The sequence below is a fragment of the Mucilaginibacter aquatilis genome (genome assembly GCF_009755275.1).
Lineage (GTDB): Bacteria > Bacteroidota > Bacteroidia > Sphingobacteriales > Sphingobacteriaceae > Mucilaginibacter > Mucilaginibacter aquatilis.
On sequence record NZ_WQLA01000002.1, the window covers coordinates 337,239 to 355,855 of the forward strand.

The 18,617-nt window shown below is 39.1% G+C and carries 14 protein-coding genes and 1 tRNA gene; 8 read left to right on the forward strand and 7 right to left on the reverse strand.

All coding sequences use genetic code 11. The features are described from left to right. Window positions 1–32 precede the first annotated feature (32 nt). Window positions 33–4,058: a hybrid sensor histidine kinase/response regulator transcription factor gene (locus GO816_RS05935; RefSeq protein ID WP_157540435.1), complete on the forward strand. Its 4,026-nt coding sequence runs from the start codon at window positions 33–35 to the stop codon at window positions 4,056–4,058. A gap of 99 nt (window positions 4,059–4,157) precedes the next feature. Here GO816_RS05935 and GO816_RS05940 read toward each other — a convergent pair whose 3' ends face one another. Together GO816_RS05940 and GO816_RS05945 are read right to left on the reverse strand one after the other, a co-directional pair. Then, complete coding sequence (locus GO816_RS05940; RefSeq protein ID WP_157540436.1) at window positions 4,158–4,565, reverse strand: luciferase domain-containing protein; 408 nt, start codon at window positions 4,563–4,565, stop codon at window positions 4,158–4,160. 32 nt (window positions 4,566–4,597) lie between these two features. Further along, window positions 4,598–5,515, reverse strand: coding sequence for an SRPBCC family protein (locus tag GO816_RS05945; protein WP_157540437.1), 918 nt, complete (start codon window positions 5,513–5,515; stop codon window positions 4,598–4,600). Between the two features lie 294 nt (window positions 5,516–5,809). Here GO816_RS05945 and GO816_RS05950 point away from each other — a divergent pair, with 294 nt between their 5' ends. Next, the gene (locus GO816_RS05950) at window positions 5,810–6,235 is read left to right on the forward strand and encodes a hypothetical protein (protein ID WP_157540438.1); all 426 of its coding nucleotides are present in this window, start codon (window positions 5,810–5,812) and stop codon (window positions 6,233–6,235) included. Window positions 6,236–6,515: 280 nt separating this feature from the next. On the opposite strand, the gene GO816_RS05955 is transcribed toward GO816_RS05950, so the two are convergent. Further along, window positions 6,516–6,593 (reverse strand) — tRNA-Val (locus GO816_RS05955). Window positions 6,594–6,789: 196 nt separating this feature from the next. On the opposite strand from GO816_RS05955, the gene GO816_RS05960 reads away from it, so the two are divergent. Next, a complete protein-coding gene (locus tag GO816_RS05960) occupies window positions 6,790–7,056 on the forward strand; it encodes a hypothetical protein (protein WP_157540439.1) in 267 nt (88 codons plus the stop codon). Between the two features lie 67 nt (window positions 7,057–7,123). After that, window positions 7,124–8,212, forward strand: coding sequence for an AI-2E family transporter (locus GO816_RS05965; protein ID WP_157540440.1), 1,089 nt, complete (start codon window positions 7,124–7,126; stop codon window positions 8,210–8,212). A gap of 3 nt (window positions 8,213–8,215) precedes the next feature. On the opposite strand, the gene recO is transcribed toward GO816_RS05965, so the two are convergent. Further along, on the reverse strand, window positions 8,216–8,941 hold the full coding sequence (gene recO / locus GO816_RS05970) for a DNA repair protein RecO (protein ID WP_157540441.1): 726 nt from the start codon (window positions 8,939–8,941) through the stop codon (window positions 8,216–8,218). 146 nt (window positions 8,942–9,087) lie between these two features. On the opposite strand from recO, the gene GO816_RS05975 reads away from it, so the two are divergent. Next, complete coding sequence (locus tag GO816_RS05975) at window positions 9,088–9,864, forward strand: SDR family oxidoreductase (protein WP_157540442.1); 777 nt, start codon at window positions 9,088–9,090, stop codon at window positions 9,862–9,864. Here the strand turns inward: GO816_RS05975 and pnuC are convergent. Beyond that, window positions 9,861–10,490: a nicotinamide riboside transporter PnuC gene (gene pnuC / locus GO816_RS05980; protein ID WP_157540822.1), complete on the reverse strand. Its 630-nt coding sequence runs from the start codon at window positions 10,488–10,490 to the stop codon at window positions 9,861–9,863. The genes GO816_RS05975 and pnuC overlap by 4 nt on opposite strands. A 739-nt stretch (window positions 10,491–11,229) precedes the next feature. Continuing rightward, the gene (locus GO816_RS05985; protein ID WP_157540443.1) at window positions 11,230–12,633 is read right to left on the reverse strand and encodes a tetratricopeptide repeat protein; all 1,404 of its coding nucleotides are present in this window, start codon (window positions 12,631–12,633) and stop codon (window positions 11,230–11,232) included. Between the two features lie 381 nt (window positions 12,634–13,014). Between GO816_RS05985 and GO816_RS05990 the strand changes: the two genes are divergently transcribed. Beyond that, complete coding sequence (locus GO816_RS05990) at window positions 13,015–14,655, forward strand: S8 family serine peptidase (RefSeq protein WP_157540444.1); 1,641 nt, start codon at window positions 13,015–13,017, stop codon at window positions 14,653–14,655. Between the two features lie 66 nt (window positions 14,656–14,721). Here the strand turns inward: GO816_RS05990 and GO816_RS05995 are convergent, their stop codons facing one another. After that, window positions 14,722–16,644 (reverse strand): DUF4153 domain-containing protein, encoded by a 1,923-nt coding sequence (locus GO816_RS05995; RefSeq protein ID WP_157540445.1) that lies wholly within the window; start codon window positions 16,642–16,644, stop codon window positions 14,722–14,724. A gap of 222 nt (window positions 16,645–16,866) precedes the next feature. Between GO816_RS05995 and GO816_RS06000 the strand changes: the two genes are divergently transcribed. Together GO816_RS06000 and GO816_RS06005 are read left to right on the forward strand one after the other, a co-directional pair. Continuing rightward, the gene (locus GO816_RS06000; RefSeq protein WP_157540446.1) at window positions 16,867–17,850 is read left to right on the forward strand and encodes a pyruvate dehydrogenase complex E1 component subunit beta; all 984 of its coding nucleotides are present in this window, start codon (window positions 16,867–16,869) and stop codon (window positions 17,848–17,850) included. A 152-nt stretch (window positions 17,851–18,002) separates the two neighbouring features. Then, on the forward strand, window positions 18,003–18,599 hold the full coding sequence (locus GO816_RS06005) for an FMN-dependent NADH-azoreductase (protein WP_157540447.1): 597 nt from the start codon (window positions 18,003–18,005) through the stop codon (window positions 18,597–18,599). The last annotated feature ends 18 nt before the right edge of the window (window positions 18,600–18,617 follow it).

An 18,617-nucleotide genomic window follows, 5' to 3' on the forward strand; every position in this document is an offset into this window, starting at 1 on the left:
GGGTATTTAGCTATATTGTGAAACCTATTTGTATGATGAAGATTGAAAAACCAAGCAGGGCCCTGGCCCTGCTGCTTTTTTTTAGCCTTTTTTTTCAGCAGCTTGCTGCACAAAAAATTTTCTTTCGGCATTATACCGTATCTGATGGTTTATGTGCTAATACCATTTGGGATATACAGCAGGACGACCAAGGGTATATGTGGTTTGGAACCAAGTACGGCCTGAGCAGATTTGATGGCTACACGTTTAAATGCTTCCAATACCAAAAAGGTATTCCCGGTACGCTAGGCAATAGCTTTATACGCAAAGTTTTCAAGTACGATGCCAAAACCTTTTGGATAGGTACTGATGAGGGTATTTTTATTTTTGATTTACAAACAGAAAAGTTCACTCACTTTACTGCCCTTCATAACTACTTTATAAATGATCTTATCCGTTCAAAAAACGGGGATATTTGGATTGCAACCAAAGAGCGCGGCGTTTTTTGTTACACGCCCTCAAGCAAAAAACTTATTCATCTTACTACTGCCTCAGCACAACGCCTTTCTTCAAATGAAGTGCCCAAGCTTTTGCAGGATAATGACGGACAAATATGGATTGGTACTTACGGCAAGGGTATAGATGTTTTAAACCCTCAAACCAAACATATCAGGCATTATAATACCGGCACCACCCCAAAACTTTCCAGTAATGTTATTCTGGATTTGTGTAAAGATGCAAACGGTGATGTTTGGATTGGTACTATGGCTGGTGGCTTAAATCATTGGAACAAGCAAACTAATCAAATTACCATCTATCAAAAATCGGCAGGTAATTCCATTAGCGATAATATTGTGCGCTCGGTTTATGAACCTAAACCCGGCCTTATTTTTTTAGGAACCGAAAAGGGCTTGAACGTATTTGACAAGAATGCTAACCGGTTCACCGTTTATCAAAATAAAAACAATGATCCTTTTAGTATAAATGACGATGCTGTTTACAAGGTTTTTAAAGATAAAGAAGGGGGCATATGGGTTGGAACTTACTTCGGGGGACTAAACTATTATCATGAAAGTGGTTCGGGCTTCGAGTTTTATTATCCATCCGGAGTAAAAAACTCACTTTCGGGCAACGCGGTTAGTGCGTTTTTAGAAAACCGCCCGGGAGAGCTTTGGGTTGGCACCGAGGATGGTGGCCTTAACCTTTTTAACACCCGTGATAAATCTTTCAAACGGTTCCCTTTTTTACCGGGTCAGGATAGTTTATCATATCACAACATACACGCATTGTACAAAGACCGATCAGGCAACGTATGGATTGGTATGTACACGGGCGGTCTCAATATATTGAATGCTATAACCGGAAAAATTAAACGCTATAAGAGCGATGCAGCCGACCCTTACAGTTTAAGCGATAATAGTGTATACTCTATTGACGAGGACAGGCAGGGTCGTATATGGGTGTCTACCATAGCGGGCTTAAATTGCTACGATCCTAAAAATGACAGGTTCATTCGTATAAAAGGTAAAAATCTTGACAAAAGCTGTATTTACCAGGTTTATCAGGATGCTGATATGGTGCTTTGGATTGCTACCTACGATAATGGATTAATTAAGATGGACCCGGATGGTAGACTTACCCAATATGCTTATTCCAAGAAAGAAGGTGCTATAAGTTCAAACAAAGTCATTTGTATGCTTGACGATGGTGAAGGCAACTTATGGTTGGGAACAGATGGCAGCGGCCTTAACGTGCTGAATAAAAAGACAGGAGTTTTCAAATCATATGAAGACGAGGATTGGATAAAAAGCGCCGTTGTTTATGGTATTGTTAAGGACAGGTTTGGTAAAATGTGGTTTTCAACCAACAATGGGCTTTTTGAGTACGACCTGCAATCTAAAACCAAAAGAGGCTTTGGTAAGTGGGACAACTTGCAAAGTCAGCAATATAATTACAAAGCCTACTACAAGGATGCATCGGGCAAGTTATACTTTGGTGGTATAAACGGATTTAATGCATTTTATCCTGATGCAGTACAAGGTGTTAGTTCAACACCTAAAGTGTCGTTTACCAACTTTCAGCTTTTTAACAAAGACCTTGATTTTACTGACAAAAATAGTCCGCTTAAAAAGTCGGTTAGCTATACAAATGAGATAACGCTGCGGCACAATCAATCTGTACTGAGTATTGAATATGCGTGTTTGAGTTACGTAGCGCCTAACAAGCTGCAATATGCCTTTAAAATGGAAGGCTTTGATAAGGGATGGAACAGTGTTGGCAGTCAGCGTAAGGCAACCTATACCAACTTACCTGCTGGTGAATACAACTTTCAGGTAAAGGTTACAGATGATGCAGGTGATGATTTGGGAAGCATTTCGAGCATTAAGGTGAAAATATTGCCGCCATTTTATAAAACGTATACAGCATACTTAATCTACTTGCTTGTGTTTGTGCTTGGAGCAATTTGGTTACGCCGTTACCTGGTTGAAAAGGCACGCAAGCAAAACGAGATAAAACTCGAGCGGCTTAGAAACAAAAGTGAGCAGGATTTTTATAAGCAAAAGATAGACTTTTTTACCGCAATGGCTCATGAAATCAGGACGCCGCTTGCGCTGATTATTGCACCATTGGAAAAGCTATTGTCGGGTAAGAAAAGAAGTGCCGAAAGCATGGAGCAATTGCACCTGATGGAGGAAAATGCAGATAGATTACTAACGCTTGTAAATCAATTGCTTGACTTTAGGCGGATTGAGAGCGATATTTTTGAGATACACCCTGAGCCGCTGGAGTTGGTATACCTGATTAATAGCCTGCATAATCGCTTTTCTCCGATTGCTGTAAAACGGGGGTTAGAGTTTAAGGTAAATACAGAGTTTCAGAAACTGGATGTAGTGGCAGATCCGGAAGCGATGATGAAGATATTGAGCAATTTATTGATCAATGCTTTTAAGTTTGCCCGTACCCAGCTTGCCATTAACGTTAACGCTATAAAAAAGGATGAAAGTGGCAGGGAAATGTTCTCGATAAGTGTTGAGGACGATGGCATTGGCATTCCTGAAGACCAACTCGATTCTATATTTAAAAAGTTTTTCAAGGTTTCAACCGAAGAGCATCAATACACCAATTTAGGAGGAACCGGCATTGGTTTGGCGTTGGCAAAATCGCTGTGTGAGAAGCACGGCGGCCAATTGATGGTAAAAAGTGAAGAAGGTGTAAAGACTATTTTTAATGTACTTATTCCTTTTGAAGCAAATGCCGGCGTTGTTAACACAGAACCGGAAGAAACGCACGAACCGGACGGAAAACAGACGATATTAGTTGTAGAAGATGATCCATCGTTGCTTGATTTCCTCTCTAAAAGCTTTCAGCAGGAAGGTTATCATGTTATAAAGGCTAAACACGGTAAGGAAGCATTAAAGCAATTGGATCAGCATACGGTTGACCTGGTGATTTCAGACGTAATGATGCCTTTGATGGACGGAACAGAGTTATGCAAGCTGATAAAAAATGATATTGATTATAGTCATTTACCTGTTGTGCTGCTTACCGCTAAAACCAATAGTGATGCCGAAATTGAAGGATTAGAAAGCGGAGCAGATGCATACTTGTCAAAACCCTTTAAATGGAAGCAGCTTTCGCTTGTGATCAAGAATTTGTTGGAGTTACAATCCAACTTAAAGCAACGTTTTGCACAAAGCCCGCTGGAGGGAACAGAAATATTAATCAATAGTAATCGCGATCAGAAGTTTTTAGAAAAGATAACGCAAATTATTGAAGCCAAAATATCTAACCCGCAGCTTTCAGTTGAGGATCTTGGCAGGGAAGTAGGTTTAAGCCGGTCAAGCCTTTACAAAAAAATTAAAGCTAAAACAGGCTATGTGCCAAACGAATTTGTAAGAATAATTAGGTTAAAAACCGCAGCAAAACTATTATTGGAACAAGAGCACACCATAGCTGAAATTGGCTACATGGTAGGTTTCAACTCGCCGTCATATTTTAGTAAATGCTTTTACACCCAATTTGAACTTACACCTAGCGAGTTTGTAGACAAGCATAAAAAGGACGCAAGTATATCCTGAGATATGGTAAGATGTTGAAAAGTTAATTATCGCCTATTAAACGATTTGAAAATTAGGCTGAGGCTTAAACTTGGAGATTTAGAAAATCATGATCCGCTTTCAATGGATATACAAATCACTTTGATTTTTATATCGAAGGTTGTAAGCCATTGCCAATAATTTCAAGGCCATCTGTACATCATTGTTAGAAACTATGCTAAAGCTAATCCACCCGCTGGATTTTATGGAATGATGTTCCCTTACGCGTTTATTATCACTAATGTATTGTTTGCTCGTTTTATTAAGCAATACATCTAACATTCCATTACCGTGAATATGACCAATCTCTTTTTGCTTATAATTAAACTGTAGACCTCCGTATTTATGACTAGTTATTTTAACCCCTTTCCATTTACTTACTTCTGTCTCAATCTCATCAATTAAACTTAATACAGAGGGTTTAAATACCAGCAAATGTAGTCTGAGTAGTCCATCAAACAAATGCGGTAATAGTGGTACTGATTTCAAAAAGTTCAGGTATTTAACCACGAACAGAAACATCACTTCTTCTCACTTAAATGTTTAATATGATCCATTACCCTTAAATGTACATTACGTGTAATACTTTCGGCCCACCAGTCATAATACCATGTTGGGAAAACGTACAATTTGTACCAACTATTGCCAATAAGGGTTGTAGTGCCGTTATGATTATCCTTCAAAATAAACTGACCACGAATGATGTCGATGTGACCCATAATTTCAGGGTCACGGGGCTGCCGGGTTATATCAAAGGTGAGGTTTTGGTTTATGTCATAAGTTACTATCTTTTCATCAAATGTGTATCCGTTACTAAAAATGCATTTACGGTTTGCACCAACATAATGCCCATCTACCGTTGATTGTACGGGGCTTGGCATGCCAGCTTTAAACAACCAATACTTATCAGGATCAGTATTTCTGTCGTACTCTACAACCAGCGGCCATACTTTGCTTACCGGTGCGTTGATGATAATTTGATCTGATACTTCATTTTTATATTCGTGAAGAGAAATGGAGTCGACTACAAACACTAGTAGTAGTAAAGATAACACGCTTACGTTTAGTGTTTCATTATCTTGCCTGAACATTGCTCTGCCTGCAAATGCTCCGCTTATGATAAATGCTAGTAACAATGGCGAAACGATTAGTAGGCAAATGGAGCCTTCTTTAAGAAATATATAGCTAAGCGCTATGGCAATAAGTCCGTTAATGCAAGAGTAGCCTGTAAGTTGCCGGCCCGTTAATTGCAAATTTTTCCAATACCAGGTACTGATTATGCCCATTAAAAAAGGAACAATTACAAACTCTGAGAATACAAATATGCCAGCATTTAACCCTCTCATATCTAACAGCAATTTGCTGAGCCCAATAAGGACAAAAGCCAAAAGGTTAGAAACAGCATAACCGTTAAATTTAGGCGTAATAATTTTATTCATGATAAAGTTGTTTAAGATAGTAATTAGATTGGTTTTGACGATATTAAATGTTTTGCCTATAATCTCTGATGTTCTCAAGGCAGCAACTGCCTCTACAAGCACAATGTGAAAACCCATAGTATGACAGTATGCGGTTTACTCATCAAATTTTCTGGAAACTCATTTCTGATTAGCACACCAACTTAAATTATAAATGAAGGGACGTGAGTGATAGAAACTCTTGAGCTACACAGTTGTTAAACCATCAACACCAAATGGCCTTGGGTTCAGTTTAAACAATTAAACTATCTGTGCATGCTAGACCACGTTGCTTACTTTATATACATTGTCATATTTACCTACTGCTATTTCGTACTTAACAAAAAGCTATCAACCAAATGGATCTTTATCCTTTACTTTTTGGTTTTTGTAGCTATGATCTATCCGATGAAGTTGTGGTTTAACTATGCCAGACATGCCTATGGCGACATCCTCGCAGATCGTTGGCTTAAGATAATGTTAATGATGTTTGCAAGCATGACCATATTTAACTGGGCCTATGGCGCAGTTAACCTCATAGCAGATAAACAGGTGCAATTTCATCAAACTTATAATAAATTTAATGCTAATGGCTCTCTCAAGTCAATATTAGATAATGCTTCCAGTATTAAATCCTTTGCGCGTTTCTTCTTTTATATTGGCGGTGTAGTACTCATTTACATATACATTCAAAAGGTATAGTTGATGTCAATGCATTCGCTGAACAATTTAATTACTCTAAATAAGGTTACCTATCAAATCTCAGGTTTGCTCAACGTTAAAGCTTTTAAAGTTGGGCACTAAATAAATTTGATAGTACTGTCTTGCGGTAAAGAAATTTATTGGTTTTATGATATGGTGCCATGAAAGTTTGTGTTATGGCTACTCCGTTTGCACAAAAAGAACTTTAATAAATTGAAGGCAAGCGCAGATACGCTACTAAACAAAAAACCCCTCAGAAATTAATCTGAAGGGTTTTACTTGGTGGGAGCAACAGGATTCGAACCTGTGACCCTCTGCTTGTAAGGCAGATGCTCTGAACCAGCTGAGCTATGCTCCCTTTTTCAAAGTAACTTTTTTAATTTTTGTTCCTTTGTTTTGGGACTGCAAACATAGGAACTTCATTTATATTATCAAAATAATTTTTCAAAAAAAGTGGAAGTGTCTGAAAGTCTTACAATTAATTTTTTATTCAGATATATGCTCAGCTGAAACATACTTGATGTATGCAGTGTTATATACTTAAACACACTACCATGACTGATAGCTTCAAAAATACAACCGACGGTAATTACGAATTTACCATTAATTACTCAGAAAGAGAGTTAACATGTCACGTACAGCGCGAAGGTGATATTTTGCGGGTACATATTGATAATAACATAAACGCCGAAATTGAACTTCAGCCTGATGGTTCAGCCGTTCAAATCTCGGGTGATGATTTGCCTGCTTCAAGTGTTGAGTTCATCAAAAAGCAGGTTATTGAAAACGATATGGATCCGGGACGCGGATCGGGTTTTTAATCTGTTTATTCTGTAAGTTTTGTGAAGGCAGGGTTTTAAACCTTGCCTTTTTTTTAAAATTATGCCTATGCTACAATTATCCAAAACGCTTCGACTTCTACTGCTTTTTATTCTCTCGGTAATTATACTTTACTACTCGAGCTCTGTGCTTATTCCGCTTACGTTTGGCGGTGTGCTGGCTATGTTATTAATGCCTTTAAGTAACTGGATGGAACGGATAGGATTAAACCGCGGCATTTCGTCATTTATCAGCCTTTTCGTTTTTGCAGCCGTGCTTGCCGGCTTGGTTCTTTTGCTTAACTGGCAAATTGGAGATTTGCTCAAAGACTTTTCGAAGCTGCAAGATCAATTAATGAAACTGTTTGAGCAAATTAAAGACTATGTACGTTCGCAATTTGGCATTACAACCCGTCAGCAGGAAAAAATACTTCAGGAGCAGCAATCAGGCGGAATGGAAAAGGTTGCAGGCATAGCCATCGGAACATTAACATCTACCATGAGCATTTTGGTTAGCTCAGTGCTGGTAATGGTGTATGTATTCCTGTTTTTATACTTCCGTGGGCACTTCAAAAACTTCGTGCTGCGATTAGTTGATACACCTAACCATGCAACCGCCCTAAAGATTATGCATAAAGCCAGCCGTGTTACCCAGCAATACATTACCGGCTTAGGAATTATGATTGTTATGCTTTGGGTTATGTACGGAATAGGGTTTTCCATCGTAGGTATTAAAAACGCCATATTCTTTGCCATACTTTGCGGTATACTCGAAATTGTGCCTTTCGCAGGTAACATAACCGGAACCTCAATTACAGTGCTTATTGCGTTTGCCCAGGGCGGAAGCATTGATATGGTAATTGGGGTACTGGTAACTTATGCAATTGTGCAGTTTACGCAAACCTATGTGCTGGAGCCATTGGTTGTTGGCAATCAGGTAAACTTAAATCCATTATTTACTATTTTGATAATAGTTATAGGCGAGGCTGTGTGGGGTATTTCGGGTATGGTGCTTGCTATACCACTTTTAGGTATGTTTAAGGTGCTATGCGATCATGTTGAGCCGCTTAAACCATATGGGTATTTAATTGGTAATCAAAATGCAAAAGAAGATAAAAGCTTCTTTAAAAAATACTTTGGCGATAAGGATGATAATTAAGGATTAACTTAAAACTTCTTCTAAAACATCTTGCGATCGGATGTTGCCAAAGCCTTCAACGTGAAGAGCATAATACTCCAGTAGCCTGCTAAGTAAATAGCGGCGTTCTGTGTTGGTAAGCACTATGGCTGCAAGATTATTGTAGCCATATATAAGCAATTGTTTAAAGTGAGCAGTATGGGGTGGAGATAAATAAAAATTGCTTTCCGGTCGGGTATTGCTGAAAACGCCGTTATGTAAATCAAAATACGCGGTATCAACGGCGTTTACATCGCTTGGGAAAAAGCCAATAAAGCGCGTTAGACCAATCATAAATACCAGGTGAAAGTTAGCAATGCCAGCGTCAAGGTTATCCAGCAGCTCAATACTTCCAAAAATGTAATCAAACATTTGTTCATCGGGCACCTGCTGTTTTATGGCCTTGTACAATATTTCGTTAAGAAACATGGTGATGCTGCTTTTGGCAATATCATAAGGTATATGCTTTAAAATTACCGCAACCTTAATTTCTTTAATTCTTTGAATAGAGCCTGTTGATTTATGGTAAACCACCAAATCGAGCAGGTGAAGTGGCTGGAGCATATTGCGCGATACTTTAGCCTTAGGTTTGTTTACTCCGTTAATGATGTATGATTGTACGCCGAGTTTTTCGGTAAAGAGTTGTACAATAACACTTGCCTCACCATAATCGGTAACTTTTAAAACTATTGCTCGGGTTTTATGAAGCATATAATGTATTGCCGTGCGTTTGTAAAAAATATATGATCCTAATCCTTCTTAGTAAGCTGCAAAAGTAAGCGATTGTGTTGCCCCGGTGGTTAATTTTATCATGTAAATAGTAAAGCTTACCATTATACCTGCTATTTTGCAACATTATGGATTTGAAACTTAAAGACAAGGTTGCTTTAGTACTTGCCTCAAGTAAGGGGCTTGGTAAAGCCATTGCAAAAACATTGGCTGCGGAAGGTTGCCGTATCATAATAGCCTCCCGTAGCATGGATGAACTTAAAGCTGCGGCCAGAGAAATTGAAGAGTTTACGGGAAGTGCGGTCACTTACATTGCTGCTGATGTATCAAAGGCAGATGAAGTTGAACAACTTATAAGCCAGGTTGCAAGCCGGTTCAATAGTATCGATATTTTAATTAATAATGCAGGAGGGCCACCATTTGCTTCCTTTGAAAGTTTTAATGACGAGGATTGGCAAAACGCATTTGAACTTAATTTATTAAGCTTTGCCAGAATGAGCCGCATGGTATTGCCCTATATGAAGCAAACAGGCAGTGGCCGAATTATCAATATTATTAGCGGTTCGGTTAAATCGGTGCTTGCTAATTCTGTACTGTCTACCAGTATGCGTATGGGAGTTGTGGGCATGGCTAAAATGTTGGCCGATGAGTTAGGTCCTTATAACATTACAGTAAATAACGTTGCGCCCGGTTTAATTTTAACAGACCGTATAAAGCATACCTTACCTAAGGGTATCGATTTAAATGAAGCTTTAAAGCAAAGGGCTGAAAATATACCATTGAAGCGAATTGGTAAGCCCGAAGAATTTGCCGCTTTGGTGGCGTTCCTGGCATCTGAACAAGCCTCATATATTACCGGAACCACCATTCAGGTTGATGGAGGAGCAAACCGGAGCATTTTTTAAAGTTGCTGTTGTTGTAAACGCAGCTCCTTGCGCCAGTCATAGTAACCTTTAGCCGCAAGGAGGGCGTAAATGGCAAACATGATAGCTGTTGGCTCAAGATTTTTTGATGCATATATTAAAACGTATATAACGTCAACAAAAATCCATATCAACCAATTTTCTAACACCTTACGAGCCATGTAAACCTGCGCTGTAAGGCTTAATACGGTGCAAAAGCTATCCAGGAGTGGGTAGCTAGCCGAACTATAGTTTAAAAGGTTGCTTAAATAAACCAAGCTAAAGCCCAGTAGCGGGGTAATTGCAGCCGTTATTAGCAGTGCTGTTTCCACTTGATTGATAGTTATATGCACCACAGGCATTTTGGCACTTTTGTCCGGCCGTCTGCTCCAGTAATACCAGCCGTAAATATTTATACAAAGCAAGTAAGCATTTTGCAGCATATCGGCATACAGGCCGTGTTGAGCAAAAATGTAGATGTAAATGCCGGTGGTTACTATGGCAAAGGGCCAGTTCCAAATATTGTTGCGGGCTGCAAGATATACACATAGCAAGCCGCAGCACACACCTATTAGTTCGAGTATACTTTGATGTTTAAACCAGTTGATAATTTCGTCCAGCAGATGCATTGTCAAATATACTTTTCGATACTAAGTAAGGCAAGTACAGGCGTTATTATAAAATGTTAGTAACTGTTAACATTCTTGTAGCAATTATCATACACAATTCAAAGGCGTGTGTATGTTATAAAGGAATTGTAGTTTAATTAATACAACTTTCCGGAAATAGCTGAATTTCCTATTTATCAAATTATTCACTTTTGATAGAACTCAATATAAATTGATAGGCCATTAAAAATTATAAATTCCTAATATAAAATGCTTCAAACGGCTGTTTTATTATAAAAATGATAATCGACAAATACAATTTTAACTTGATAAAGATACTTGATATCTATCAATAAAAAACTGTAAATCAATTGATTATAAGTATATTTTAAACGACGGTTAGTGTATTTCAAAAACCAGACGACTAGCAGGTAAACGCATTAATGGTTCACTTTTTTTCGTGCTTTAAAAAGTTTGGCTTCACTTTTGTAATTAACATCACGACTCTGCATCTAAGTGAAAAACAAAATAAGGTAACATCTACCTATGTTACAACATTTATGAAAGAGAATTCTCAGGCACCCAAGTTGAGATGATTTTGTTCTTTGTTTTGGGTTTAATCAATAGTTTAAATTAATTAGGGGAAAGGGAGCTTCGAAAGTAGCTCTCTTTTTTTATGTACAAACTTTTAAGCCAATAAAAAAAGCTCCAGAGGTTTAATTCCGAAGCCTTACTTAAAACTATTGTTTGAACTTATTAATTAGCGAGTGTAACGATTTATTATATCAAGAATTACCTTGTTCTTTTGTAACTGCGGCAGGTAATCAAATAAAATATAATGTTTATCGGGGTCTGAGGTTAAAGCCAGCTCAAGGTTAACCAAAGCTTCATTATAATCACCTTTAGCAAACAGGTAAGCAACCATACGATAGTAAAGCTCCGCTGCCTCGGGGTTGTTTTTAATAGCATTGGCAATTACCTCGATAGCATCAATCAGTCTTTCCTGCTCATACATTATTGATGAATAGTCGAGCCAGGCATCAACATCAAGCGGGTTTAGCTCTACAACCTTTTCATAAGCCAGTTCGGCCTCAGGCAAATGGCCTAATTTATATTCCGCATCAGCAATGGCAAACCAATAGTCTGCATTCATAATGTCAAGATCAAGAGCTTTACGGTAAAAGTGCAGAGCCTCAAAGTACCGCTCTTCAAAATCAAGCGTTACGCCTATCCCAAACCATGCATCGGCTAGTTTGCTGTCCATACGCACGGCTTTTTTGTAAAAACCGCGTGCTTCGTCCATTTGTTCCAGCTTTTCGTAGCATTCACCTATGGCGCAATAAGTATCGGCATTGGGTTGTTCATACTCAAAAGTTTGCCGGTAAACTTCAATGGCTTCAGCGTATTTTTCAAGGTTTACCAATGCATTACCCTTATTGAAGTATGCAGATGCAAAACTGTCTTTTATAAGTATAGCATAGTCATAGGCATCAATGGCTTTTTCAAACAAACCTAATTTTGTATAAGCATTACCAAGATTATACCATGCAGCATAACTGTAAGGTTCATTATCAATGTACTGCTGATAGAATTGAATGCTCTCTTCCTGGTTGTCTATTACATCATAACAAAATGCCAGTTCATAAAGCGCATCCTGGTTTTCCATGTTTTGCTTAAGGCACTCTTTTAAATAATGAATAGCCATTTCATAATCGCCCATGTTTTGATGAACATAAGCTATATGCAATAAAATATCGTCGGTTTCTTCGGCCATGCCAAGTGCTTTCTCGTAGTTTTCAAGCGCCTCGGTATAGCGGTCCATGCTTTCGTAAAGGTTCCCTCTTATAATATAAATGTCGGCGTCTGAGGCTTCAAGCAACGCAGCTTTATCAAGTGCGGCAAAGGCCTCTGTAACCTTATTGGTTACTACCAGTAATTGTGCTTGTTTAATTAAAAATACTGCTGCAAAAGGGTGCTGGCTTTTAGCATACTCCACTACCTGTAAGGCCTTTGCAGGGTCGTTTCTTTCAATGTAGTAATCAATTATATTCTCAAATGCCTGAGCATCAAAAAAGTACTGGTCATGATTACGAATCATTTCTTCGTAGCGTTCTACCGAGAACTTTGGATCTTCGGTAAAACCAAATTCATATTCATCTTCCATCTTATCTGGTTTATACATTACCTGTACCGGCCACAAACAGGCCTGCGCAGGTAATAACTTTCAGTTTAAGTTACTATAATAAGCCGATGCCGGGTAATTAAGTTTTCAACATACAGCTATTGTGGATATTTAATTGGTTAAAGAATTGATTATTAACACAAACTTAATCCGGGTTAATTCATGCTACTAAAAAGGGTATGGTACCCGCCTGGGGGTTGGTCAGCACTCCTGGTATGAATTGGAATTTATTACACTAATATAAACGTTTTTTGCCCTCAAATTGTTGTTGCACCGGTTTAGCTTCACAGTTGGCAATTATTGCGTAAAATAACCGTTAACTAAACAGCTCAAATTTTTAACTTGGCTACTTTATTAAACACGATGAATACATATAAAAACTTTATACCCGCACTGGCATTATGTGGCGCGTTACTTACTTCGGTTAACGTAAATGCCCAAACCGCACCTGTGCCGGTACCTGCTCCGCCTCAAAACTGGCATACTATGGACTTAACAGCCGACGGATACTTTGGCATAAGCCTGAACAAAGCTTACCAGGCCTTAAAAGGTAAAAAAAGCAAGACTGTTGTTGTTGCCACCATTGATAGCGGTATTGATACTGCCCAGGCTGATTTAAAACCGGTGCTATGGGTTAATACCAAAGAAAAGGCAGGTAATGGTAAAGATGATGATGGTAATGGTTACATTGATGATGTACACGGCTGGAACTTTTTAGGCGGCCCGGGCGGAAAGTGTGACTTCACCGAAACTACAGAAGAGGTACGTGAGTACAACCGCCTAAAAGGAAAATATCTACAGGCTACCGAAGCCACAGCTACAGACAAAAAAGAGTTTAATTACTGGCAAAAGGTTAAGGTTACTTATGACTCTACCATTGCCCAGTCATCAAGACAAACCCAGCAGTATGGCCAAATGATGAACGTGCTGATGGGAACCAGCGGTTACATAAAGCGTGAGCTTAAGTTGCCTGCAAACGGTACTTTTAAAGCAGCCGATCTGGAAAAAATAAAATCAACCAATGATACTGTTGTACAAAGCAAAGGAGTTTGGGGCTATATTTTTGCCGAAGAACCAAACTCAACTAATAGCGATGTGCTGAAAGAAATAAGCGAAGCGCTTGCCAAATTCAACAATGATTTAAACCCCGATCTTGAAGCGCGTGCCCGTATTGTGGGTGATGACCCCAATGTTTGGGACTCTAAGCCTTACGGCAGTCATCTTGTTAAATTTGATGATGCATCGCATGGTACAGGTGTTGCCGGTTTAATAGGCGCAGTGCGTGATAATAAATATGGCATTAACGGTGTGGCCGATAATGTGCGCATTATGGCTATTAAAGCCGTTCCAAATGGTGATGAGTATGATAAAGACATTGCCAAAGCAATACGTTATGCAGTTGATAACGGCGCCAAAATTATAAACATGAGTTTTGGTAAAAAACTGTCGCCGCATAAAAAATGGGTTGATGATGCGTTTAAGTATGCAGCCGAAAAAGATGTTTTGCTTGTACAGGCAGCAGGTAACGATCATCAGGATGTTGATGCTAAGCCAACGTACCCTAATGATCAGTTTGAGGATGGCTCAGTAACTGATGCTGCCAACCTGCTTTGCGTGGGTGCTTCATCAGCAAAAAAAGGTGAGAACCTACCGGGCGACTTCAGCAACTATGGTAAAAACAACGTTGACGTATTTGCACCGGGTGTAAAAGTAACATCAGTTGATAAAGATGCGGAGTTTAACACCGCCGATGGTACTAGCTTTGCTTCTCCTATTACTGCAGGTGTTGCTGCATTGCTTTTAGAGTACTATCCAAATTTGAGCGCACGTCAGCTTAAGCAAATCATTATGCAGTCGGCTAAGCCTTTAACAGGTGTTATGGTTAAAAAACCGGGCAGCGATGAGCGTGTTGACTTTACAACCCTTAGTAAAACAGGAGGTGTTGTTAACGCTTTCGAGGCTGTTCAAATAGCTGCAAAAACCAAAGGCGAGCGTAAAAACTAAACTTACTTTAGTTAATTGTATAAAGAAACAGCGGGCATTAAACCCGCTGTTTTTTGTTATTTATGATTACCATTTAATAAGTATTGCCCCTAACGCGTAGGTTATCTCAAACCTTTTGCCCTTGGCTGGTTTGTTAAGGTTTACCTGGGTTAGCCTTAATGTAACTACATGCTTGCCGCAGTTCCGGGTGATGGTAAGTTTACTTTGAGGCAGCGTATAGCTCGAAATGTAGGAGCTTGACCCCTCGGTGTTCTCCAGCTTTTTAAGGCTTGCTGTGTCTGCAAGTATTTCATTTGCCCACTTTTCAAGCTCAAAACTGGCGCTCTCATTGCCAATTTGTATAACCTGTGTGCTCCTGAAAGTATCAATGTGCTTAACCTCCGTATTGTTAATCTTATATCTAATGGTTGTAGGTTTCAATGTATCGGGCGATCCGTTCAAAGTGAGGTCATTAACGAGGTAATCATACCCTTTAATATCAATCACGCTCATCTCTTCGATAGTGAATCCAATGCGTTCGTCTTCTGCATAAGTATTGCCTTCTGTATCTTCATCACGCCAATAACCCCAATACTTTTCAAGATTTAATTGTTTTTTTACCCACTCAAGCTTCAACGATATAGCTTCGTACCGATGAAGCTTTGCCGTGTTTGAGTTGTTTTTATGAATAAGTGAATCTGATACCTTTTTAAGATCTTTTTTAAAGTAAGGTTGTAGTACGGTAATGTCGTGCTGGCTGACCAGGTAGTCAATAACGGCTACGGCATGGTTACCATCTCTTTTTGATATGCTGTTACTTACAGGCTTAAACTTTAAATTGCTGAACGCTTTATTCTTAATAAATATGTCTTTCAAAATACGTAGCTGAGACATTTTTGCTACATTAAAAGCACTTAATGGTCCGTATACTGACACAAGCGTTAGTAAACATAATGAGATGGGAATTAACTTTATGTTTTGCTTTTTTGAAATTAGGAAGTAAATGCTGATGAACAAGAGCCAAAAGGCCAGTACAACCAAAAAGTATCTCAGCTCCGTTACACCGTACGTAAAAACCCTGGTGCCGGTAGCTACAAATAGCAGTACAATAAGCGGAAGAAGTAGTAAATAAAAGCTTTTGGAGAAAGTTTTAATCCACTTGTTATCGTCTTGATTGCGGATGGGGTAAACAAGTAAGTTTGACAAGATGCCGAAAACTGCATAGCCTAATATCAGGCTTGATACCAGCCCTTTGGGTAATTGCCAGCTAATTAAAATCTTTCCTTCATAGGCTAATAAAATTATTACGTAAACCGTTGCCAGCGGTATTAGAACGTACTGTGTGAAAATTTTTAAACCTTTGGGGTAGCTGTAGTCTTCATTGAGTGCTTCGGTGCTTGCAGGCACGCCCGCTAAAAAAAACGTTGTGCTAAAAAGTCCTACAATTAATACCCATAAGGTAGCAAACGTATCCCATTCAAAGTTAGCGTTAAACAGAAAGTTAATTGCACCTATAGCAGCCGCCAGGCCGATGAACAAAACAGCGCTGTACAATGCGCTGGTTAAAAAGCGCAAAAAGAGTGTTTTGTTGAATTGCCAAAAGCTTTGTACAGTATTGCCTTTTGTAAATGCTGCAAAAGCAACAAGCAGGTGAAAGGCAAAACTGAGCAACAGGAATCTTAAAATATCAGTTTTTTGCTCAAACGGATTAATACTCCAGGTAATGGCACATGTTAACAATACCGCCAACAATCGTAATAACCACAATTTGCCTTTACTTAATCCGTGGCTTTCGCTATACAACGTAGCCGATAGTGATAACAACAGCCCCAGGTTTGCGCCCGTTATAAGCCGCCAACACAAGCCTTGCCCATCATAATCAATTGAGTTAAGCTCTATATTTACAATTGCCGCAACTGTGCCTGTAAGCGCAAATAAAACCTCCAACGGGAAACGTTTGAGCACGGCTGCCGCCCCCTGAACAAGGTTTTTTAACGATATGAATTTCATGTTTTAAGCAATAAGACTAAGTTAAGCCTGAAAGGTAGCAAAGTTTGCTCATTATGAGTGTTATTGTTGTTTAATGATTTTATAAACAAAGGCCGGTTAACCTGCTGCAAAATCAAATTTTTATAAAAATAAATTTACCGTTTCATCTTTTGCGGCGGTAGGTTGTTTTTACCGCGCCATTAGCTATATTTGCGACGGAAAATTTTCATTCTTAATAATATAATGAGAGAAATACAATTCAGAGAAGCGCTTCGTGAAGCTATGAACGAGGAAATGCGCAAGGACGAAAACATATACCTGATGGGTGAAGAAGTTGCCGAGTATAACGGTGCTTATAAAGTAAGCCAGGGTATGTTAGATGAATTTGGCGCTAAGCGTGTTATCGATACTCCTATCTCTGAGCTGGGTTTTGCCGGTATAGGTATTGGTTCGGCAATGAATGGTTTGCGTCCTATCATCGAGTTTATGACGTTCAACTTCTCGCTGGTTGCTATAGATCAAATCATTAACGGTGCTGCCAAAATGATGAGCATGAGTGGTGGCCAGTTCTCAGTTCCTGCGGTGTTCCGTGGTCCTACCGGTAACGCAGGTATGTTGAGTTCACAGCACAGCCAGTGTTTTGAAAACTGGTATGCAAACTGCCCGGGTTTAAAAGTAGTTGTTCCATCAACTCCTTACGATGCCAAAGGCTTATTAAAATCTGCAATATTAGATCCTGATCCGGTTATTTTCATGGAATCAGAATTAATGTACGGTGATAAAGGCCAGGTTCCTGAAGAGGAATATTACCTTGAAATTGGTAAAGCCAACATAGTAAAAGAAGGTACTGATGTAACTTTAGTTGGTTTTGGTAAAATTATGAAAGTAGTTAACGCAGCAGCTGCCGAACTTGAAAAAGAAGGTGTAAGTGCAGAAGTTATCGACTTACGCTCAGTTCGCCCTATCGATTATCCTGCAATCATTGAGTCGGTTAAGAAAACAAACCGTTTGGTGATTGTTGAAGAAAGCTGGCCTTTAGGTTCAATTGCTACCGAAATTGCATTTAAAGTGCAAAAAGATGCATTTGATTACCTTGATGCTCCTATTTTACGCATTACCGGTGGAGACGTTCCACTTCCTTACGCTCCTACATTAATTCAGGAGTACCTGCCAAACGCTGATCGCGTTGTTAAAGCAGTGAAAGACGTAATGTACGCTAAAAAGTAATTTACTTTAATAAATATTAGAAGCCTGCTCGCTGAGCGGGCTTTTTTATTTTAAGTAGGATTGGTATCCTGTATGATACCGCTATCCTTTAGGATAGTAGTATCTTTTTAATAGCAGCATTATTTAAGTTTGTTTCAAATAATTGTTTGAACATGAAAATACTGCATTTAATATCAAGTCCGCGTGGCAATGAATCTTACAGCCTGAAATTAGGTAATGCTGTTGTTGAAAAATTGCAAGCCGCAAACCCCGGTAGCACTGTTAAAGTACATGATTTGGCTAACGCCCCGTTCCCTCACCTTGAAGAGGTTCATCTCAACTCCTTTTTTACACCGCTCGAAAGTCGCACACCAGAGCATAAGCTGGCTATAAAGCATTCTGATGATGCCATTGCCGAGGTAGAGGAAGCAGAAGCCTTAGTTATTGGTGCGCCTCTATATAATTTTAATATACCATCAACCTTAAAGGCCTGGATAGATCATATGGCCAGAGCTGGTAAAACTTTCAGGTATACTGAAAATGGTCCAGAAGGATTAATTAAAGGAAAGAAAGTTTACGTCGCTATATCATCTGGTGGCGTGTACTCAGAAGGACCGATGAAAGCTTATGACTTTATAGAGCCGTACCTGCGCGCTGTACTTGGCTTTTTGGGAATGACAGACATAACGTTTTATCGTGCCGAAGGGTTGAAAATGCCAGCCTTACAAGAAAATGCCCTGCAAAAGGCAATAGACAGCATTCAAGTTTAATAATAAATTGCTATGAAA